Source organism: Paenibacillus sp. FSL F4-0243 (assembly GCF_037963295.1).
Classification (GTDB): domain Bacteria; phylum Bacillota; class Bacilli; order Paenibacillales; family Paenibacillaceae; genus Paenibacillus_AQ.
This window is the reverse complement of sequence record NZ_CP150151.1, coordinates 177,193-198,713: the sequence shown is the minus strand read 5'-3', so window position 1 is coordinate 198,713 and position 21,521 is coordinate 177,193. Positions and strand designations below refer to the sequence as shown.

At 45.3% G+C, this 21,521-nt stretch carries 18 protein-coding genes, 1 tRNA gene and 1 other RNA gene; 2 read left to right on the top strand and 18 right to left on the bottom strand.

What is annotated here, in order from left to right; all coding sequences use genetic code 11:
• Positions 1 to 206: 206 nt before the first annotated feature.
• From ssrA to NSS87_RS00915, 10 genes are all read right to left on the bottom strand, one after another.
• Positions 207 to 571: a transfer-messenger RNA gene (gene ssrA, locus NSS87_RS00960) on the bottom strand.
• 198 nt (positions 572 to 769) lie between these two features.
• Positions 770 to 1,249 carry an SsrA-binding protein SmpB gene (gene smpB / locus NSS87_RS00955; RefSeq protein WP_339244261.1) on the bottom strand — a complete coding sequence of 160 codons (480 nt, stop codon included), beginning with the start codon at positions 1,247 to 1,249 and terminating at the stop codon, positions 770 to 772.
• 732 nt (positions 1,250 to 1,981) lie between these two features.
• A complete protein-coding gene (gene rnr / locus NSS87_RS00950; protein ID WP_339248363.1) occupies positions 1,982 to 4,864 on the bottom strand; it encodes a ribonuclease R in 2,883 nt (960 codons plus the stop codon).
• A gap of 346 nt (positions 4,865 to 5,210) precedes the next feature.
• On the bottom strand, positions 5,211 to 5,444 hold the full coding sequence (secG, locus tag NSS87_RS00945; protein WP_042123332.1) for a preprotein translocase subunit SecG: 234 nt from the start codon (positions 5,442 to 5,444) through the stop codon (positions 5,211 to 5,213).
• A 211-nt stretch (positions 5,445 to 5,655) separates the two neighbouring features.
• Positions 5,656 to 6,942 (bottom strand): phosphopyruvate hydratase, encoded by a 1,287-nt coding sequence (eno, locus tag NSS87_RS00940; protein WP_042123330.1) that lies wholly within the window; start codon positions 6,940 to 6,942, stop codon positions 5,656 to 5,658.
• Positions 6,943 to 7,010: 68 nt separating this feature from the next.
• Positions 7,011 to 8,555 carry a 2,3-bisphosphoglycerate-independent phosphoglycerate mutase gene (gpmI, locus tag NSS87_RS00935; RefSeq protein WP_042123328.1) on the bottom strand — a complete coding sequence of 515 codons (1,545 nt, stop codon included), beginning with the start codon at positions 8,553 to 8,555 and terminating at the stop codon, positions 7,011 to 7,013.
• Position 8,556: 1 nt separating this feature from the next.
• On the bottom strand, positions 8,557 to 9,309 hold the full coding sequence (gene tpiA / locus NSS87_RS00930; protein ID WP_042123325.1) for a triose-phosphate isomerase: 753 nt from the start codon (positions 9,307 to 9,309) through the stop codon (positions 8,557 to 8,559).
• 27 nt (positions 9,310 to 9,336) lie between these two features.
• Positions 9,337 to 10,518: a phosphoglycerate kinase gene (locus NSS87_RS00925; protein ID WP_042184036.1), complete on the bottom strand. Its 1,182-nt coding sequence runs from the start codon at positions 10,516 to 10,518 to the stop codon at positions 9,337 to 9,339.
• Between the two features lie 116 nt (positions 10,519 to 10,634).
• Positions 10,635 to 11,645: a type I glyceraldehyde-3-phosphate dehydrogenase gene (gap, locus tag NSS87_RS00920; protein ID WP_036687120.1), complete on the bottom strand. Its 1,011-nt coding sequence runs from the start codon at positions 11,643 to 11,645 to the stop codon at positions 10,635 to 10,637.
• 102 nt (positions 11,646 to 11,747) lie between these two features.
• Positions 11,748 to 12,800 (bottom strand): sugar-binding domain-containing protein, encoded by a 1,053-nt coding sequence (locus NSS87_RS00915; RefSeq protein WP_042123320.1) that lies wholly within the window; start codon positions 12,798 to 12,800, stop codon positions 11,748 to 11,750.
• Positions 12,801 to 13,233: 433 nt separating this feature from the next.
• Here NSS87_RS00915 and NSS87_RS00910 point away from each other — a divergent pair.
• Together NSS87_RS00910 and clpP are read left to right on the top strand one after the other, a co-directional pair.
• Positions 13,234 to 13,308: transfer RNA gene (locus NSS87_RS00910), tRNA-Arg, on the top strand.
• Positions 13,309 to 13,501: 193 nt separating this feature from the next.
• Positions 13,502 to 14,098, top strand: coding sequence for an ATP-dependent Clp endopeptidase proteolytic subunit ClpP (gene clpP / locus NSS87_RS00905; RefSeq protein WP_042184034.1), 597 nt, complete (start codon positions 13,502 to 13,504; stop codon positions 14,096 to 14,098).
• Between the two features lie 95 nt (positions 14,099 to 14,193).
• On the opposite strand, the gene NSS87_RS00900 is transcribed toward clpP, so the two are convergent.
• The 8 genes from NSS87_RS00900 to NSS87_RS00865 all read right to left on the bottom strand — a co-directional run bounded on the left by NSS87_RS00900 (position 14,194) and on the right by NSS87_RS00865 (position 21,392).
• Positions 14,194 to 14,832, bottom strand: a complete 639-nt coding sequence (locus NSS87_RS00900) for a GDSL-type esterase/lipase family protein (protein ID WP_042184032.1) — start codon at positions 14,830 to 14,832, stop codon at positions 14,194 to 14,196.
• Between the two features lie 85 nt (positions 14,833 to 14,917).
• Positions 14,918 to 16,018 carry a DUF4163 domain-containing protein gene (locus NSS87_RS00895; protein ID WP_339244254.1) on the bottom strand — a complete coding sequence of 367 codons (1,101 nt, stop codon included), beginning with the start codon at positions 16,016 to 16,018 and terminating at the stop codon, positions 14,918 to 14,920.
• Between the two features lie 126 nt (positions 16,019 to 16,144).
• Complete coding sequence (locus NSS87_RS00890; RefSeq protein ID WP_042184030.1) at positions 16,145 to 16,900, bottom strand: SIMPL domain-containing protein; 756 nt, start codon at positions 16,898 to 16,900, stop codon at positions 16,145 to 16,147.
• A 150-nt stretch (positions 16,901 to 17,050) separates the two neighbouring features.
• Entirely contained in the window at positions 17,051 to 17,320 is a 270-nt protein-coding gene (locus tag NSS87_RS00885; RefSeq protein WP_036687106.1) for an HPr family phosphocarrier protein, read from the bottom strand.
• 97 nt (positions 17,321 to 17,417) lie between these two features.
• Positions 17,418 to 18,347 carry a DNA-binding protein WhiA gene (whiA, locus tag NSS87_RS00880; RefSeq protein ID WP_042123310.1) on the bottom strand — a complete coding sequence of 310 codons (930 nt, stop codon included), beginning with the start codon at positions 18,345 to 18,347 and terminating at the stop codon, positions 17,418 to 17,420.
• A 144-nt stretch (positions 18,348 to 18,491) separates the two neighbouring features.
• Positions 18,492 to 19,439, bottom strand: coding sequence for a YvcK family protein (locus tag NSS87_RS00875; protein WP_179085868.1), 948 nt, complete (start codon positions 19,437 to 19,439; stop codon positions 18,492 to 18,494).
• A gap of 57 nt (positions 19,440 to 19,496) precedes the next feature.
• The gene (gene rapZ, locus NSS87_RS00870; RefSeq protein ID WP_042123306.1) at positions 19,497 to 20,396 is read right to left on the bottom strand and encodes an RNase adapter RapZ; all 900 of its coding nucleotides are present in this window, start codon (positions 20,394 to 20,396) and stop codon (positions 19,497 to 19,499) included.
• Positions 20,397 to 20,441: 45 nt separating this feature from the next.
• On the bottom strand, positions 20,442 to 21,392 hold the full coding sequence (locus NSS87_RS00865) for an ROK family glucokinase (RefSeq protein WP_042184026.1): 951 nt from the start codon (positions 21,390 to 21,392) through the stop codon (positions 20,442 to 20,444).
• Positions 21,393 to 21,521 lie beyond the last annotated feature (129 nt).

Genomic DNA, 21,521 nt, shown 5'->3' with positions numbered 1-21,521 from the left:
TTGTTTTTGGATGCTTAATACTATAATTTTATATCAGTTCGGGCTCTTATAGATATTAATAACTTCAAAGTGAATGATCTAATTTTAGATGTAGACAACATGTCTACAATAATGAACACATTTAGTTCCCTATAACTCCTTGTCTACATTCGGTCTGCAATCCAACCACTAAACAGCAAAAAACCCGCTATTTTAGCGGGTTTTTCTTATGGAGCCGAGGGGAGTCGAACCCCTGTCCGAAGATAACGGCACATAAGCTTCTACGAGTGTAGTCACAGTTTTGATGTCACCCGAGTATCGCCCCGTAACCGGCTATACGTTGGGTCAGCCTGATTATCTTCTTCCGTTGACCCCAGGCGGAGACCAGACGGCGTATCCCACTACTTGTTAGCCCCTATCCCTGTCACATGGGCGATGCAGGGTAGAAGCACGCGCGCAGTTTCTTAGGCTGCGAAAGCGTAGTTGTTTTGTTGTTTGCCGTTTAATAGGCTTTAGCGTTGATGAAGCGGACGCGTCCCCACTACTCGCTACTCATGCTCGAACTACCCCCGTCGAATCCAAGAACGGCCCCTCATTAAAAAGGGCGCTTCGGATCAAGCGGATCTTCCAAGCAAGAGAGATCCTATCCACAGCTTCTTCTTCAAGAAGTCTGTAACGAAGCAATAATCTTACTTACTCAGTATATCACATTTATCAATACTTTAACACGTAGGTTAAAGGAATTGAAGGTGGAAACTGGTACTCATTTGAATCGTACATTCTTCCTAGATTATCTGGCGATCTTTTGCTTCTCACGCAATACACGCTGAATATCACGTTGAGCATCACGCTTAGCAGCAGAGTCACGTTTATCGTACTCTTTCTTACCTTTACCAAGACCAATTAACAGCTTCGCATAGCCATTTCGCACATAAATCTTGAGTGGCACAATCGTAAATCCATCTCGCTTGGACAAGCCCAGCAGTTTATGAATTTGCTCCTTATGCATCAGCAATTTACGAGTACGCGTCGGGTCCGTAGGGTTAGCACGATTACCTTGTTCAAAAGGGCTGATATGCATGTTGTGAATGTGAATCTCACCGTTACGGATCGTAGCAAAAGCATCTCCAATATTAGCGCGGCCATTACGTAGCGACTTGATTTCTGTACCTGTCAGCACCAAGCCAGCTTCATAAGTATCCTCGATAAAATAATCATGGGAAGCTTTTTTGTTCTGGGCAAGTACTTTCCCGTCTGCTTTTTTACCCATGAGAATCACTCCTTGAATCATATTCATAAGTTAAAGTAACCATGTCTCTCTAATCTTAAACGACATAGTCATCGAACGTCTGATCTATATTGTAACAAATGGAATCGATTGTGCGCAAGGAAGGATCAGGTAATCCTTTCCCAGCCATTTTGACAACTAGTTGTCAGTAAGTTTGCCCAATAGTTAACTTTAATTACATTTATTTATAAAAAATTGTTTATGTTTCTATATTCACACATCTCAGTTAACTCATACCCTTTTCTATTCACTCTCTCCCTCCGACGCTACCCTAAAGCTACATAAATGCACTTTATACATCTATTTAATATATTTAGATGCTCGATGGTTGTTTAGTTGTACTTTCTGCAGTTAAAAACTCAAAATCATGCCGTTTTGAAGATACTGATCACATTTTAATGTACAAAGTGCAATTAACCTCAATCTCTACTGAAACGCCGGAATTTTAACTGCACATTATGCAATTAAAAAATAAGCATCGTGATAGCACGGGTTACTTTGCTCCAACCCAAGTGTCATAGTTACAAACAATGCTGCAACCTAGCTTCTTCTGATTATTACTCAACAAACTTGTGGCAACCAATAGTCTCGGTCATAAATGAGAATTTCACACTTGAGCCGCGAAAAAGAATTAAAAAAGCACCGCCCCCAATCAAAGGGGGCAGTGCTTAATTTTGCGTCATAGAGCTACGTAATGTAGCCCAATAACGTTATTTATTTCTTCTTTCTCTTACGAGGAGCACCGTCTGGTGCGTTACCTGTAGTTTCACTACGTTTAGAAGCGGCTTGTTCTGACGTCTGAACGTTGCCTGGTGTCACGGATTGACCGATGAACACACCGCTTTTGTTCTTCTTTTTCCGGCGACCTTTACCTGTTGGAGCGCCGCTACGGCCTTCTCCACCGCCAAAGTTACCGCCGCGGTCCTCTCGGCTACGGAACTTCGTGCTGCCGTCCAGGCCGCGGACCTCGCCGCCGGAAGAGTCAGACGCAGGAGCGCCGTATCCGCCTTTGCCGGAGCCAAAGCCGAAGCTGATGCCGCGTCCACTACCGGCACCGCCGTTGTCACCGCCGCGGCCTCGCCCGCCGCTGCGCTCACGTGGCGCGCCTACGTTACCGCCGGCTTCGCCCCCGCGCTCTGCGCCGGTGCTTCCGCCCGGCGCCGCAACTACCCGGCTCGCATCCTCGCCGGCATCACGCCCGCGCTTCCGCTTTCCGCGTCCGCCCGGTGCGCCAACACCGGCCGCTTCGCGCGGCCCTTCGCCGACGCGCACACCAGCGCCCGGCTTGCCCTTGCCCGCGCCTACAGCAGCGCCGGGCTTGCCTTTACCGCCGCGGCCCTTGCTGCCCGCGCCGCCTTTACCCCCGGCTGGCGCCTTGAAGCCGCCGCTACCTGGACGGCCGCCTTTGCCACCGCGGCCGCCTCCAAAACCACCGCCGCGATGCTCACCTGGCGCGCGTGGTTTCATGTCGACCAACTCGAAATCGATCGTGTGGTCATCCATGTTTACCTTGGCGACTCGAATTTTCACCTCGTCGCCAATACGGAACACCCGTGATGTGCGCTCGCCGATGAGCGCCATATGGGCCTCGTCGAAGTGATAATAATCGTCGCTCATAGCGCTGAGACGAATAAGGCCTTCGACAGTATTGTCCAGCTCGATGAACATTCCGAAGCTGGTCACACTGCTGACCATTGCCTCGAATTCCTCGCCTACTTTATCCTGCATGTATTCAGCTTTCTTCAGCTGCTCTGTATCGCGTTCTGCTTCTACCGCTACACGCTCACGCTCCGAGGACTGCTGAGCAATGTCAGGCATCCGGCCGGTCAAATAATCATGTCGTTTCTGGCTCAGCGCCCCTCCATTCTCAATCACTTCACGCATTACGCGGTGAATGACCAGATCGGGGTAACGGCGAATCGGCGAAGTGAAGTGGGAATAGTATTCCGCAGCCAGTCCGAAATGGCCTGTGCTCTCCGCATCATATTTCGCCTGCTTCATGGAACGCAACATCATTGTGCTAATAACGGTCTGTTCTTTAGTCCCTTGGATTTGCTCCAACAGATCCTGCAAAGCACGTGGATGAACCGAATTGCCACGTCCCTTCACGTGATATCCGAAATTAGCCGCAAAAGCCATAAAATTCTGCAGCTTCTCTGGATCTGGATCTTCATGAATCCGGTAAAGGAACGGAACCTTCAACCAGTGAAAATGCTCCGCAACTGTTTCATTCGCCGCGAGCATAAATTCCTCGATAATCTGCTCAGCTACAGAACGCTCACGCTTCACAATATCTACAGCCTTGCCGTTCTCATCTACGATGATTTTGCTTTCTTCAAAATCAAAATCAACCGCGCCTCGCCGCATCCGTGCATCACGCAGCTTCATCGCCAATTCTTTCATGAGACGGAAATCATCAATTAATGGACTATAGCGCTCCAGCAATTCTGGATCTTCATCCTCCAAAATTTTGCGAACATTGGAATAAGTCATTCTTTCCTTGGTGCGAATCACACTTGTAAAGACATCGTGCTTCACGACCTTCATGTGTTCGTTAAATTCCATCTCGCAGGACATCGTTAAGCGGTCTACCTGTGGATTCAAACTACAAATCCCGTTAGACAAACGATGAGGCAGCATCGGAATCACCCGATCCACCAAGTACACACTACAGCCCCGATCATAGGCTTCTTTATCGAGCTCAGAGCTCTCGCGTACGTAATAACCTACATCCGCAATATGCACGCCTAGCTTGTAGTTTCCGTTCTCCAGTCGCTGAACATTAACCGCATCATCCAGGTCCTTAGCATCCTCACCATCAATCGTGACAATGTTTAGTCCGCGCAAGTCGCGACGTCCCTGCTCAGCAATTTCCTCTTCTGTGATTGAATCCGGAGCGTTGTCCGCTTCGTTCATCACTTCAGCCGGAAAGGCCTCAGGCAGCTGATGCTTACGGATAATAGATAGAATATCGACTCCTGGATCATCCTTATGTCCGAGGATCTCAATAATTTCACCCTCTGCCGCTGATCGGCCTTCTGGATAATTCACGATACGTACAACGACCTTTTGACCGTCTACCGCCCCCATGAAGGATTGCTTCGGAATAAAAATATCGCGGTTAATCCGTTTATCATCAGGCAGCACAAAGCCATAGGTCTCCAGATTTTGAAATACGCCAACCGTCTGCAATACTCCCCGTTTTACAATGCGCTCAACTTCGCCTTCCATACGTCCGCCGGACGGACTTTTAGAGGTAATACGGATAAGGACGATATCACCATTCATAGCTCCCTTAAGATCATTCGCATGGATATATACGTCAGGATGATCACGATCATCCGGGATAAGAAAAGCGAAGCCTTTCGCATGAGCCTGTAACCGGCCTCGCAGTAAATCCATTCGTTCCGGCACGCCATAACGTGCATTACGAGTTAATACAATTCTTCCGTCCTGCTCTAATTCAATTAGTAGTTCCTCGAACTTTTTAAACCCTGTGCTATCTTCTAGAGCAAAATGGCTCACCAGCTCTTCATAAGTCATTGGTTTATATGCAGTTTCCCGCATGAAATCGAGTAATATTTCTTGTGTTATCATGTTCGTCACCCCAGCCCTCCGCGGCTCCAAGCCGCTGGCAAATATGTATGTCTTGTCCTGCTCTGTAGTAATGCCAAGTAAAATTTACCTTTACCTACTTCATACCCTAGTATACACGAAATCAATCCTGCGCATCCCTGTTACTGTCATCCAAAGGTAAACGCAGTACGAAATTTCATTCACATCGAAGGAGAAAGTTTATTTATTAAGGCTTTACCGTATCGAATCTTATTCTTTCTGCTATGCAAAGAAAAGCACCTGCAGGTGCTTTATCCCCTTTTTATTATAACAAAAAAGCCTTCGCTCCATTCCATTCAGAACAGAGCGAGGGCTTACTGTAGGTACTTTAGTCAATGAAAACAGCAGCTAGAATCGCCATAATGAAGAATCCTGCAGCAAGTCCAACTGTTACACGTTGTAGTACGAGTTCCATACCACGAGCTTTTGTTTTACCAAAGAGATGCTCAGCACCACCGGAGATGGCACCGGAAAGACCCGCGCTTTTCCCCTTTTGCAGAAGAACGACCGCAATAAGACCGACGGAAAAAATCAGGAGCACAACTTTCAAAAAGATATCCATTCACTTCCACCTCCTACGCCTAAGCATCACTATCTATGGTAATTGAGGTTATCACGATACATAAACAGTACTCTTATTTTATCATAGCAGTGCCGGTAATACAACCGCCTAGACTGTTAAGTCGTAGCTTTTCTTGAAAGATTAGGATAAACACATATTAAAAAAAGACCCGCCATAATGGCGGGTCTTCGTACTCTGCTATAAAAGCAGATTATCTTTTAAGGTTGTAGAAGGATTTCAGGCCGTTGTATTGAGCCAATTCACCCAACTCGTCTTCGATGCGAAGCAATTGGTTGTATTTAGCAACACGGTCTGTACGGGAAGGAGCACCTGTTTTGATTTGACCAGCGTTAGTCGCAACAGCGATGTCAGCGATTGTGCTATCTTCGGATTCACCGGAACGGTGAGAGATAACTGCTGTGTAACCAGCACGTTTAGCCATTTCGATAGCATCGAAAGTTTCAGTCAATGTACCAATTTGGTTAACTTTAACCAAGATGGAGTTACCGATACCTTTTTCGATACCTGTTGCAAGACGCTCAGTGTTTGTAACGAACAAGTCGTCACCAACCAATTGAACTTTGTCTCCCAATTTTTCAGTAAGCAATTTCCAACCATCCCAGTCGTCTTCGGACATACCGTCTTCGATTGTGATGATAGGATATTTTTCAACCCATGAAGCAAGAAGGTCAACATACTCAGCGGAAGTGTAAGATTTACCTTCGCCAGCAAGGGTGTATTTACCGTCTTTGTAGAACTCAGTGGAAGCAACGTCCATACCCAAGAATACGTCAACACCTGGTTTGTAACCAGCTTTTTCAATAGCTTCGATGATTGTAGTGATTGCTTCTTCATTCGAACCAAGGTTTGGTGCGAAACCACCTTCGTCACCAACAGCTGTGTTCAGGCCTTTGGATTGAAGTACGGATTTCAAGTTGTGGAAGATTTCAGCACCTGTACGAAGAGCTTCTTTAAAGCTTGGAGCTCCTACAGGAAGAACCATGAACTCTTGAACGTCGATGTTGTTGTCCGCATGCTCACCACCATTGATGATGTTCATCATTGGTACTGGAAGAGTTTTAGCGTTGAATCCGCCCAGGTATACGTACAAAGGAATATCCAATGCTGCTGCAGCTGCGCGAGCTACGGCCATGGATACAGCTAGGATTGCGTTAGCGCCCAATTTACCTTTGTTATGAGTTCCATCCAAAGTGATCATCAATTTGTCGATGCCCACTTGGTCAAGAGCGTCCATACCAATAACTTCTGGAGCGATGATTTCATTTACGTTCTCAACAGCTTTCAGAACGCCTTTACCCATGTAACGGGATTTGTCGCCATCACGAAGCTCTACAGCTTCATGAGCGCCAGTGGAGGCGCCGGAAGGAACGATAGCGCGGCCTTTAGCACCGGATTCAAGATAAACGTCAACCTCTACAGTAGGGTTACCACGGGAGTCAAGGACTTCGCGAGCATAAACATCAGAAATAATAGTCATTTTAGTTAATCTCCTTTAAACAATGTTTTGGTTTTGATTGTTGAAGCTTAATCTTAGGTATTGTTTCCTTATTTGCGACTAGCGATCATGGATTGACCAGTCATTTCCGCAGGTTGCGGAATTCCCATCAGATCCAGAATGGTTGGTGCTACATCAGCAAGGATACCGCGATCGCGCAATACAACATTTTCATCCGTAAGGATGAACGGAACCGGGTTAGTAGTATGAGCTGTGAACGGACGACCGTTCTCATCAAATACCATGTCTGCATTACCGTGATCGGCGATAATGATCGCAACGCCACCCTTGGCAACTACTGCGTCCACTACTTTACCTACACACTCATCAGTTACCTCTACAGCCTTGATTGTTGGCTCCAGCATACCGGAGTGTCCAACCATATCAGGGTTTGCAAAGTTAAGGATAATAGCATCCTGTCTTTCCGCTTCGATTTCTGCTACGCAGGCTGCAGCCACTTCGTAAGCACTCATCTCAGGTTGAAGATCATAGGTTGCCACTTTAGGAGAGTTGATCAAGATACGAGTTTCTCCTGGAAGTTCCTCATCACGTCCACCACTGAAGAAGAACGTTACGTGCGGATACTTCTCAGTTTCCGCGATGCGCAGTTGCTTCTTGTTGTGTTGCACAAGTACTTCACCCAATGTGTTATCCAGGTTCTTCGGTGAATAGGCTACATAACCTTGTACCGTTTCACTGAAAGTAGTCAGGCATACGAAGTGCAAGTCTTGCGGGAACAAAGGACCCCGGTCGAAACCGCGGAAATCTTGATTCGTGAACACTTGTGACAACTGAATAGCACGGTCAGGGCGGAAGTTGAGGAACACGACGGAATCGCCGCTCTCTACTGCCGTTACCGGCTTGCCTTCACTGTCTACAATCACGCTAGGTTCAACGAATTCGTCGAATACGGAATTTGAATAAGAAGCAGTGATAGCTTGCAGAGCATCTGTGTATTTCGGTCCTTCGCCATAAACCATAGCACGATAAGCTTTTTCTACACGATCCCAACGTTTGTCACGGTCCATTGCGTAATAACGCCCGGATACCGTTGCAATTGTACCTACTCCAACTTCTTCAATCTTAGCAACCAGATCTTGAACAAACTTCTTACCACTATCTGGAGGTACGTCCCGGCCATCCATGAAAGCATGGATATACACTTCGTGCATATCTTCTTTCTTAGCCAGGTCAAGCATAGCAAACAGGTGATTAATATGGCTATGTACCCCTCCGTCGGATACAAGCGCGTAAAGATGAAGCTTTTTACCTGTGTTCTTAGCATTTCTAACTGCTGCTACCAGTGTTTCATTATCGAAGAATTCGCCCTCACGGATCGATTTATCGATACGAGTCAAATCCTGGTATACAATCCGTCCTGCACCAATATTTAAGTGCCCTACTTCAGAGTTGCCCATTTGGCCTTCTGGAAGACCAACAGCTTCACCACAAGCAGTAAGGGTAGTATTAGGATATTGTTTCAAGTAACGGTCATAGTTAGGTTTGTTAGCTTGAGCAACGGCGTTACCTTCAGATGTTCCACGCAAACCGAAACCATCCATGATGATCAAAGCTACAGGTCTTGGAGCTGACATCTTACTTCGCCCCCTCAACCAATTGAACGAAGGAAGCAGGCTGCAAGCTGGCACCGCCAACAAGCGCACCATCGATGTCGCTTTGGCCCATGTACTCAGTTACATTCTCAGGCTTCACGCTGCCGCCGTATTGAATACGAACAGCTTCAGCTGTTGCAACATCATACAAATCTTTTACAAGACTGCGGATGTAAGCAATAACTTCGTTAGCATCTTGGGAAGTGGAAGATTTACCTGTGCCAATAGCCCAGATAGGTTCGTATGCAATGACAACTTTTGCTGCTTGCTCGGCACTAAGTCCTTGGAATGCAGCTTCAGTTTGTACTTTACATACTGCTTTAGTTTGATCAGCTTCACGCTCTTCGAGCTTTTCGCCAACACATACGATTGGAGTGATACCGTGACGGAATGCAGCATGCATTTTCTTATTCACGATTTCATCTGTTTCGCCAAAATAAGCACGACGCTCTGAGTGACCAATGATTACATAGTCTACGCCAAGATCGCTAAGCATTACACCACTGATTTCTCCTGTGTAAGCACCGTTATCTTCAAAGTGCAGGTTCTGTGCGCCAATCTTGATGTCTGTACCTTTTGCAGCTGCTACAAGTGCAGGCAGGTTAGTAAATGGGGCGCAGATTACAGTCTCAACGCCTTCTACTTCTGCTTTGCCTTTGATGTCAGCAATAAAGCTTTCTGCTTCAGGAACTGTTTTGAACATCTTCCAGTTACCCGCAATAATTGGTGTTCTCATGAATTTAATTGCCTCCTTCTATACGTCTTACTTGTCGTTCAGTGCTTCTACGCCAGGAAGCGCCTTGCCTTCCATGAACTCAAGGGATGCACCGCCACCAGTGGAGATGTGATCCATTTGGTCAGCCAGGTGGAATTTTTCTGCTGCTGCTGCGGAATCTCCGCCGCCAATAACAGTGTAACCTTCAGTTGTTGCACAAGCTTTTGCTACTGCAAGTGTACCTTCAGCGAATTTATCGATTTCGAATACGCCCATAGGTCCATTCCAGACAACCAGCTTGGAGTTCTTGATAATATCGGCATAAAGTTCACGAGTCTTAGGTCCGATATCAAGTCCTTCCCAGCCTTCTGGGATTTCATTGTAATTAACGATCTTAGTGTTAGCATCAGCACCGAATTTATCAGCAACCACAACATCAACAGGAAGCATGAAGTTTTTGCCAAGTGCTTTGGCTTTTTCGATGAATCCAAGAGCAACATCAAGTTTGTCGTTGTCTACAAGTGACTTACCGATTTCAAAGCCTTGTGCTTTAGTGAATGTATAAGACAATCCACCGCCGATCAGGACGTTATCAGCCAAAGACAACAAGTTATCAATAACATCAATCTTGTCTTTAACTTTCGAACCACCGATTATCGCAGTGAAAGGACGTTCTGGGTTAGTAAGAGCTTTACCAAGAACGGTCAATTCTTTCTCCATCAAAAGACCTGATACAGCTGGTAAGAAATGAGCGATACCTTCTGTCGATGCATGTGCACGGTGAGCCGCACCAAACGCATCATTGACGAACAAATCAGCTAGTTCAGCGAATTGTTTAGCCAATTCAGGATCGTTCTTTTCTTCGCCTGGGTAGAAACGAACATTCTCAAGTACAAGTACGTCGCCTTCGCCTAGCTCAGCAATTTTTGCTTTGACAGCTTCGCCAACAGCTTCGTCAGCTTTAGCTACTGGTTTGCCAAGAAGCTCGGACAGACGCTCAGCAGCAGTAGTCAAACGCATGGAATCTACGAATTGACCTTTAGGACGACCCATGTGACTCGCAAGAATGATCTTTGCACCGTTCTCAATCAAATATTTAATGGTAGGAAGGGTTTCGCGAATACGAGTATCATCAGTAATCTTACCGTCTTCTACAGGTACGTTGAAATCCACGCGTACAAATACGCGTTTACCCTTTACTTCTACATCACGGACGCTCTTTTTGTTCATGATTAATTCCTCCACACCCAAAGTTGTTTCTAGCAGGAAACAAGAAATACATTTAGAAAGAGCGGAAACAAGGAACTTCTGTTTCCGCTCTATAGATGTTACTTATATCAAGTCAATTACTTAGCGATTTTAGCGAATTTCTCCAAAGTACGAACCAATTGTGCAGTGTAGGACATTTCATTGTCATACCAAGCAACAGTCTTAACGAGTTGTTTGTCGCCAACAGTCAATACTTTAGTTTGTGTAGCATCGAACAGGGATCCGAAAGTCATACCTTTGATATCGGAAGATACGATTTCATCTTCAGTGTAACCATAAGTGTCTGGATCGGAAGCTGCTTTCATTGCTGCGTTGATTTCTTCAACAGTAACGCTCTTATCAAGAACAGTTACAAGCTCAGTCAGGGAACCAGTTGCAACTGGAACACGTTGAGCCGCGCCATCCAATTTACCTTTAAGTTCTGGAATAACAAGACCGATTGCTTTAGCAGCACCAGTAGTGTTAGGAATGATGTTCTCAGCTGCTGCACGAGCGCGTCTGAAGTCACCTTTAGCGTGTGGAGCATCCAAAGTGTTTTGGTCACCAGTGTAAGCGTGAATTGTAGTCATCAAGCCTTCAACGATACCGAACTTGTCGTTCAATACTTTTGCCATTGGAGCTAGGCAGTTCGTTGTGCAAGATGCGCCGGAAATAACAGTCTCAGTACCATCAAGAATGTCATCGTTAACGTTGTAAACGACAGTTTTCATGTCGCCAGTAGCTGGAGCGGAGATAACTACTTTCTTAGCTCCACCTTTCAAGTGTTTTTCAGCTGCTTCTTTAGTTGTGAAGAAACCTGTGCACTCAAGTACGATATCAACGCCTAGGTCGCCCCATGGCAATTCTTCAGGGTTGCGGTTAGCAAGAACCTTAACTTCTTTGCCATTGACTTTGAAGAAGCCATCATGTACTTCAACATCACCTTGGAATTTACCTTGAGTTGTATCATATTTAAGCAAATGAGCAAGCATCTTAGCGTCAGTCAAGTCGTTGATTGCTACCACTTCGATACCTTCTACATTTTGAATACGGCGGAAAGCAAGGCGTCCAATACGTCCAAATCCGTTAATTCCAACTTTTACACTCATTGAATAGTTCCTCCTAGAATTCGTTTTATTTATTCAAAACAGACCGTGAAGCCTGTCATGACAACAATGTTAAGTATGATGCAAGATATAATCTCTAGTGAGTTACGAGGATATCTGTAACTGATTATCAATTTCCTTGCCGATTTCCACAGCAGCAGCCTCGTCGGTGACGAGTATATTCTCCTGCCCGAAACGCAGCATGGCATGAATGGCTTTGGCCTTTGGTTTGCCTCCAGCAATACCGATGACTGTCTCCGTCCGAACAATATCTTCTAGACGTAGTCCCATCGTAAGCATCGTATGGACAACCTGACCATCTTCGTTAAAGTAATACCCAAAGGATTCAGCCACGGCTCCCTCACCCTGGATTTCTGAGACAGTTGCCTCATCCAGCTTGCGGCGGCGAGTCATTTCAATGGCATCCCCAATCCCATGTACAATAATACGCGAACTGCGGATGATTTGTACAATCTCTCCAATATTAGAGTCAAGTGCTAGTGACTGGTAGGCATCCCCACTAAGTAAATCAGGTACATGCAGCAACCGGTAATTCGCTCCTACCCGCTTTGCCATTGTTGAGGCAATCGTATTGGCTTGAATCTCCATACTCTCTCCTAATCCACCACGCGCCGGAACAAACCAAGCGTTCTTATAGGAAAGGGATAACGGCGGTGTCAGTTGATCAGCCATATCGGCAAGCGTTGATCCACCTGTGACAGCAACTATATCATCTGTACGAAGTACACTGAGCAGCGCTTTTGCACCCGCTCGGCCAAGCTCACGTTTGGTGAACGGCGATGACTCACAATCACCCGGCACCACAATAACTTTATCCAGACCGTACGTTGCCCGAATTTTCTCTTCCAGCTCATCCAGACCAAACAGGCTCTTAACGACCGGCTCTAGCAAATCAAGCAGTCTACGCCCAGCAGCGCTAATGCGCATGCCAACGCTCTCGATCTCAATGAGCCCTTGCGATTTCAGAAGATCCGTCTCGGCACGCAGTACCCGCTCAGTCATATCAAGTGAAGCGGCAAGCGTTCTGCGCCCAATTATATCGGACAGCATGATCTGATGAAGAATCGTGTACCGTCTCTTAAGGGTTTCCATGAGATCAGGCAGAAGCTGCTTTTGGATATCTAATAAATTACGCATACTTTCACTCCTGCAACTTCGTCTTCCTCTATTCCCTTGTTCATGGTCTCAAAATGTCCCGGGTAAACTTTTTAAGTCCCACTCATATTCTAACCAAATATTGCTCGAAGTGCAAGTCTTCCGAGAGTAGAATTCTCAAGCGCTTGTCTTCTTATACATTTATAGGATTGGGAAAGAGATTCAGCTCCAAAAAACCTGTCATTAACAATCCAGATTCTTTAGCTGAGTGAAACACAATGTACGCTTGTCCACCTTGAAGACAAGGGATAGAGCCTGAGTACAGTATTATTAAAAATATAAGAAATTACAGGTTTCACGTTATATATCATCCTTATATTTCTACGAGAAACGGTTGTCGTCAATAAAGGACGACAGCGTCGTTTCTTCCTGTCCATTGCAATTGCACAGAAATTGTATTATAATCATTTTTGTTGCGCCCGTGGTCCAATGGATATGACGTAGGCCTCCGAAGCCTGAGATCCAAGTTCGATTCTTGGCGGGCGCGCCATTAATTTCACTTTTGTACATAATTTAGTAGTGCCTATACTACTACTTAACCAAAGAGCCGCGTGTCGGCTCTTTTTTTTGAATATAAGTTTGACTTTCTTTGACTTTTTGTTTGAATTTGTTTATCATGTGGGTAATACGGCAAGAGTAAAAATGAATACATTTGAAGAACCAATATCAAGGAGGTTTTCCACGTGAGTTATATTCCTATGGTAGTAGAACAGAGCAACCGCGGTGAGCGCGCTTATGACATCTATTCCCGCCTGCTGAAGGACCGCATCATTTTCCTTGGAACGGAGGTTAATGACGTGGTAGCCAATTCTATCATCGCACAAATGCTGTTCTTGGCTGCCGAAGATCCGGAGAAGGACATTCACCTTTATGTGAATAGCCCAGGCGGTTCCATTACTGCAGGTATGGCTATTTTTGATACAATGCAGTACATTAAACCGGACGTTTCCACCATCTGTGTGGGTATGGCAGCTTCTATGGGAGCTTTCCTACTTAACGCTGGCGCTAAAGGCAAACGCTTCGCGCTGCCTAACAGTGAGATCATGATTCACCAACCTCTGGGTGGTGCTCAAGGTCAAGCAACGGATATTGAAATCCGTGCCCGTCGTATCCTGAAATTGCGTGATAAGTTGAATCGTATTCTTGCAGAACGTACGGGTCAACCGCTAGAACGTATTGAGAAGGACACTGATCGTGATTACTTCATGACTGCTGCAGATGCGGCAGCTTACGGTATCGTTGATAAAGTCATCGAGAAGACACTGCCTAGCGGTGTGTAAGCTATAAAACAACACAAAGAGGCTGTGCCCTATCCACTTGATGGTTAGTGCACAGCCTCTTTACTTTTCAAACCACTACTTCATACGAATCTCAATTAATACAAACCACCATAACCAAGCGCATCCAGTTTCTCAGCAATCACACGGTAGCCTCGACCATTAGGATGTAAGTGGTCAATTGATAAAAGCCCTCTCTCGTTTCCTGCAAACTCACTATAAATAGAAGCAAATCCACATACCCGGCTACTGTACTGTGAGGCATAACTGTTAAACTGCCTTACCCACTCTGTAGCGCCTACTACCTGAGGATAGGGATTATACAATCCCACAATTCGAATGATATAAGGTCTACGCGTTCCCGCCTTCAATTGGAAGAGGATACTCATAATTGCAGCAAAATTCTGTTTGCACTCTTGCAATGATCTTCGCAGCTCTTTAGATAAATTTTCAGGTTGTCTAGCTGCAGCCTTCGCTGCATGGATTAAATCATTACCACCAATGGATAGAGTGATAATATCCGCTGCTCGAATGGCTTCACGAGTCATAGAGCTTCCGCGTAGCCGCTGTTCCAATTCAGAAGTAGTCAATCCATTCACGCCCAAATTCGTGGAGGCTACGTTAGAACGCAGTCTCCCTTCCGCCATTCTACGGTACACCGGTACAAAACCGTTACCTGGCAGAGCGCCAAATCCAGTCGTCAAGGAATCGCCAATTGCAGTGTATTGATAGCTCATAGCTCTCCCCCGTTCATAAACTAGTTACTCCATTTAGCATATGAATTCGAGGTGATTCTGGTAAGGGGGAGATGTCCAGTTCTATTTATTTTACAGCAGCAAATGGGCTGCCGCCTTCCGGCAACAGTTCTTTGAAAGTAAAGATGTATTCGGGGAACCCCGCAGCATAAGCTGTGTATTCATACAATTGGAAGAACAGAACGACCTGATCATCCTTCAGATAAAAATACTTTTCCGTATTCAATCCGTTGAATCCTCCCAAATAACTTTCCTCCGCTTTTACTAGCTTGTTTAACTTAGCATTCAACTCTTTTTTGTAGTTTGGGTTAGCTCCGAACAGGTCGCCCAACAGCAGACGTTTTCCATCCTTGAGCGAAAAGGTAAAAGCCTCCCGATTGGTCATACCATGAGCGCCGCCCGTATCGCTATACTCTGACATCACTAAACTGATCACACCATCCTGATTGTAGGTCACCACATAATCTATATCATAAGTATACTTAGGCTCTGACCCGGATCGATTCGAGATATCCTTCTCTGCGCCTGCAGCGAATTTCATGGCACTTTCTTTCAAAATATCATTCATGGCCTGCTGTGCATTGGAATTGCTTAATCCACTAAACTTCGGATAATCAAGCTGGATCAAAGCCTCTTTCCGATCCTTAGCATAGGTCTCCGTGGTTACTATCAACGCATTCTGTGATCTATTCACCACATTCAACCTACTAGAGCCCCGACTCCAATCCACTTTATAACCCAAATAATCATTTAACAGACCGGATGGAACATAAAGCCGGTTGTTTATTAGCTTTCCTTCATACTCTCGAATGTAATAATTATTCACCCAAATTGAAGTACCATAGCTAGATAACAGCAACTTGGCCTTAGTCGTTCCCTTTCCGATCGTGTATGCATTTTCTTTTTTATCATAAGTTAGAGGTAATTGCAGCACATCACGCATAAAGGTAATCGGAATCCAGACCTTCCCTTCCTGCAAAATACCTGTCTGCTGAGAAATTACCCCGTTCGCCTTTAAAGCTATACTTGCAGCAATAGCCTTGCTCTTCGTCTGATCAGACGCTGCATAACCCTTATCACTAGGCAGCAATCCTCCACCAAGCAATAATCCCGCCGACATCAAACCTATGCCCCATTTGCGTACTGTTTCTTTTGAGATATTCACCATCTAATTTTCCCACTCCTTTCCAGTTTATTAAACCTAATCTTAGAGAATTTACACAAAAAAAGAGGCATCCCCCACTATTACTAGTGGAAGATCACCTCTCCTCTCTGCAATCATCTTGTTCTGCTACTATTTCAATTCATACATTACGCTCAGCTGTGTTGTAACTTTAACTACTCCCGGTTGAACGGATGTGCTTGCACCAGCATCTGCTGCAGCCATTTCCATTTTTAGATTCTGTTCAAAATAAACCGGAGTGACATTGCCATCATTTTGGCTGACCGTGATTACTTGACCCAAGCTACGTTTAGCTGCCTTAGCAATAGCACCTGCTTTAACATCTGCGTTCGCCATCGCCTTTTCAATCACCTGAGCTTCAAAGGCAGAAGTATCTTCCACGGAAAAACGTGCATTTCCGATATTATTTGCCCCCGCCGCAGATGCAGCGTCTAGCAATTCACCAACCTTAGTCAGATCTCTATAGGACACTAACAGTGTATGATTCGCGTTGTATCCTTTCACTTGCTGTCCTTCTTTTTCACTATAACTATAGTTGGGTTGCACATAGAATTGGGTACTTTGAATATCCTTATCTGCGATTTTCCAAGTCCCCTTCAGTAGAGTAGTGATCTTTTGGATTTTAGCAGCATTTGTTTTTTGCGCTTCTTGCGCAGTTGTAGCCGTAGTATCCACACCGATGGACAAGTATACAATATCCGGCTTGATGGACAACTCACCTTTACCTACTACACTAACAACATTTTTCTGCACTTCATCTGCATAAGCCTTTGCAGGACCTTGGAAGACACCACTCATGCTAATCCCTCCAATTAACAAACTTCCTACGATCAACACTGAACCAATCTTTTTTACCAAACCTTTCATATTTGCCAGCCCCTTTCATCCTTTGTGATTTGTTATTATCCTCTAGACGAGTCTTTTTGGTAAATGTTGCACAGTTAAAATCTATTTTTTGGTATAAAAAAAAGCCCCTAGGGGCTTTTTAGTCATTCGATAAAAAGTCACTTCAAAAGATTATTGGTTCTCAAGCTCTTCTTTGCTGACGAGACTCGTCAAAGCGTTTACAGCTTGATCCGCGTCTGCACCATCCGCGCTGATATAGATCTCCGTGCCGGAACTGATCGCTAGGCTCATAATACCCATAATACTTTTGGCGTTTACTTTTTTATCGTCTTTTTCCACGAAAATCTCCGACGAAAACTTGTTAGCTTCTTGCACAAACAATGCTGCCGGTCGAGCGTGTAGCCCTGTCTTCAACCGAACAACTACCGGGTGCTTTGTCATGAAACGCTTACCCCCTAATTGAGTTCTCCCCAAAAATTTCACATTAATTTTATATTATTATATCATTATAACGTAAACCACACTAGAAAAAAAGTGACTAGCCGCCTCGAACCTTGTCCGCCAGTTCATCAATCTTACGAAGTCGATGATTTACTCCGGACTTACTAACCGTACCTTTCAGCATTTCACCAACCTCTTTAAGGTTGATATCCGGATGTGCCATTCGAATTTCTGCAACTTCCCGCAGTTTATCCGGTAAGCTCTCCAGACCCACTTCTCGCTGCAGCAGTTTGATATTCTCAATCTGCCGCACTGCGGCACTTATCGTTTTATTGAGATTCGCAGTCTCGCAGTTCACGATCCGATTCACGGAATTACGCATATCGCGCATAATTCTTACATCCTCAAATTTGAACAACGCTTGATGCGCCCCGATCAGACTTAAGAATTCGATAATCTTCTCGCCTTCTTTAATGTATAGAATGAACCCTTTTTTACGTTCAATGCAGCGTGCGTTTAGGTGAAATTCACCAGCCAGATCGACCAGCGCCTTACAATGCTCCTCATACATCGAGGAAATCTCCAAATGGTAAGAGGAACCCTCCGGATTATTAACGGATCCGCCCGCCAAAAAGGCACCCCGCAAATAAGCACGCTTACAGCAGTTATTCCCAACAATCTCTTTATCAATACCGTCGGTAAAAATAAATCCTTCGGACACAATTCTGAGATCATTTAAGATTTCCTGTACGCGACTAGGGATTCTAACGATATAAACGTTATTTTTCTTCAAACGCATTTTTTTACGCACGAGTAGCTCAATATGGACCTGGTAATATTTCTTAAGTAAAGAATATACCCGCCTTGCAATCGCGGCGTTCTCCGTCGAAATGTCGAGAATCACCTTTTTGCTTGAAAGCTGCACAGATCCATTCATACGGATAAGCGCTGACATTTCCGCCTTCTCACAACAGGGCTCACTCTCCACCATCGTCAGCTCTTTTTTGGTAAGGGCCGCAAAAGACAAGGGTCTCACCTCTTTCTGAAAATAAGTACGTCATTCATATATACAAGCATAAACGCCTTCGGCGTCCTTTTGAGGACGGTAAGCGTTTAAGCGAGAAAAATAAGAAAGTATAGGTGTAAAACTTATATTTTCTTATATTTTAAGTTATACCCTAGGGTTTCTGTTTATCCAATCTTGCACAAGCTGATAGATATGATGACTAAGCTTATCGGTATCATGCCTTAAATAAGTTCGGAATAACACTAGCTTATCCGCTATAACTTTATATGCACTGCCTTCTAGTACATCCTTGTCGAGCTGTACCGGACGTGCACCCTTCTCAGCGTATTTCGACTGCACCTGCTCTGGAATTTCACCGTCATTCACAATAATATAATCAAATAAATGAATCCCAATATGATCATAAACGGCTTGTAGATGGTCATTTACAGTATAATTATCCGTTTCACCAGGCTGAGTCATTACATTGCAGACAAAAATTTTGATTGCATCAGAAGATACAACTGCTTCTGCTAGCTTCGGAACAAGTAGGTTCGGAAGAATGCTCGTATATAGACTACCTGGCCCCAAAAGAATTGCATCAGCATTTCGAATCGCTTCAAGTGCTTCAGGCAACGGCTCCACATCAGCAGGCTCCAAAGAAACCCGTTTAATGATCCCGCCTGCTTCCGGTATCTTAGATTCACCCGTGATAATCGTGCCGTCCGACATTTCTGCACGCAATACTACGGCATCCCCCGCAGCGGGTAATACCCGTCCGCGAACAGCAAATAATCGGCTAAGCTCACGAACAGCTGTGACAAAATCGCCAGATATATCTGTAAGCGCGGCAAGAATTAAATTGCCAAGACTATGACCCGCCAAGCCTTCGCCCGTGTTGAAACGATATCTCATAATATCCGCCATGAGCGGCTCTACATCAGCCATAGCTGTTAATACGTTACGGATGTCCCCAGGAGGCGGCATTTGCAGTTCACTGCGCAAAATGCCCGAGCTTCCTCCATCATCTGCTACGGTAACTATAGCTGTAATATCTAGCGGCTTTTCTTTTAAGCCGCGAAGCATGACAGATAGCCCCGTGCCACCGCCCATAACGACGATACGTGGACGCTGTCTTTGTTCTTCAGCCACTATGGACCCCTTCTCTCATTAGTGCCGATCACGCTCGGAATCCCGATGACTAACGGCTACGGATTCCGTTTCGCTGACGCCCAGCATTTTGCCCAAATATTCAGAAATGGCTACTGAACGGTGTTTCCCGCCTGTACAGCCAATGCCGATAATAATCTGGGATTTACCTTCCCTACGATATTGCGGAATTAAGAAATGAAGCATATCGAGCAGTTTGGTCAGGAACACCTGTGTTTCAGGCCACTTCATTACATAGTCATAGACATCGCTGTCCTGACCTGTTTTTGGCCGCAGATGATCCACATAATGTGGGTTAGGCAAAAAGCGAACATCGAAGACGAGGTCTGCATCAATAGGAATACCATACTTAAATCCGAACGATGTAATGTTCACGGAGAGTGTACTTTTTCCTAAATGCGAGAACCGAGAAACGATCTTCTCCTTGAGCTGCACTGGTTTCATACTGCTAGTATCCAGACATAATGTAGCTGAATTCTTTAATTCCTCAAGCATTTTACGTTCCAGCTTGATACCATCAAGCGGAAGTCCCTTAGGCGCTAGAGGATGATGACGCCGGCTTTCCTTGTAACGCTGCACAAGCACCGAATCCGTAGCATCCAAGAACAAGATTTCACAGCCAATGGTTGACTCATCTTTGATATAGGCTAGAGACTCGGACAGAGCAGTGAAGAATTCCCTACCGCGCAGGTCAATTACAAGCGCTACCTTGGCGATCTTACCCTTCGACTGCTCAATCAGTTCTGCAAACTTAGGGATCAGCACCGGCGGCAAATTATCGACACAGAAGAACCCTAGGTCTTCCAGACTCTGCACAGCAATTGTCTTACCCGCACCTGACATTCCGGTAATAATGATCAGGGTGGCTCCAGCCGTTGGAGTATTGTCCAATTCGGTCATTAAAGCGTCCCCTCCCTAAATTAGTATATGAATACTCCCTATCTTTTAAGAACGAAGCAGAAGACCTGCTGCACCCACAATACCTGCATCATTACCAAGCTCTGCAGGAATAATCGAAACACCAGTCTGAAGCGGCGCCGGTGCGAGCTTAGCAAACACACGACGAACTTCATCAAATAGAATATCTCCAGCCTTAGACACACCACCACCAATGATGAAGACCTCAGGGTTAAGCACGGCTGCAACAGAAGCCATAGATTTACCCAGGTAGTATGCTGCACGGTTTACTATGCGAATCGCTACTTCATCGCCAGCCTTAGCCGCATCAAAGACTTCCTTCGCAGCAATCTTCTCTACCATTGAGAGGGAAGTACGATCACCACGAGCTACTGCATCGTTAGCCATACGAATAATTCCTGTAGCAGAGGAAACGGTTTCCAGACATCCCATATTACCGCAACCACATTGAATGGCTTCCAAATCCGGCACTACAGTGATATGGCCAAGCTCACCTGCTAGACCTGCAAAACCTTGATAAATCTTTCCGTTAATAATGATTCCGCCACCAACACCTGTTCCTAGCGTATAGCAGACACAGTTTTCAATCCCGCGTCCTGCACCACTCCAGGCTTCACCCAGTGCAGCCACGTTCGCATCATTGTCTATTTTGACAGGCTTGTTCCAGCGGTCTTCCAAAATGGAACGAATCGGCACATCTTTAAATCCTATGTTGGGCGCAAGGATAATGATTCCTTCACGAATATTTGTGAACCCTGCTACGCCCGCGCCTACACCTGCAAGCTGATCCCAAGAGTACGGGGAATCCTCCACAATTTGGCGTACATACTTCTCGATATTATCGATAACAGTATCGACACCTTCTGCAGTTCCTGTGGGTCCCTCATAAGTATGCAGTAGCGTTCCCTCAGCATTGCAGATTCCAACCTTAATTGCAGTTCCACCCAAATCCACGCCAACGTAGATATTCTCAGACATGTAACAAGCCACCTTTTTTTATACTAAAATAGTTAATCCTAAGTACCAACTATAATAGAAGCCCCCTCTGTGGTCAAGGAAAGACAACACACCCGGGAATTCCTTATTTTAATACTATACTCTATTATA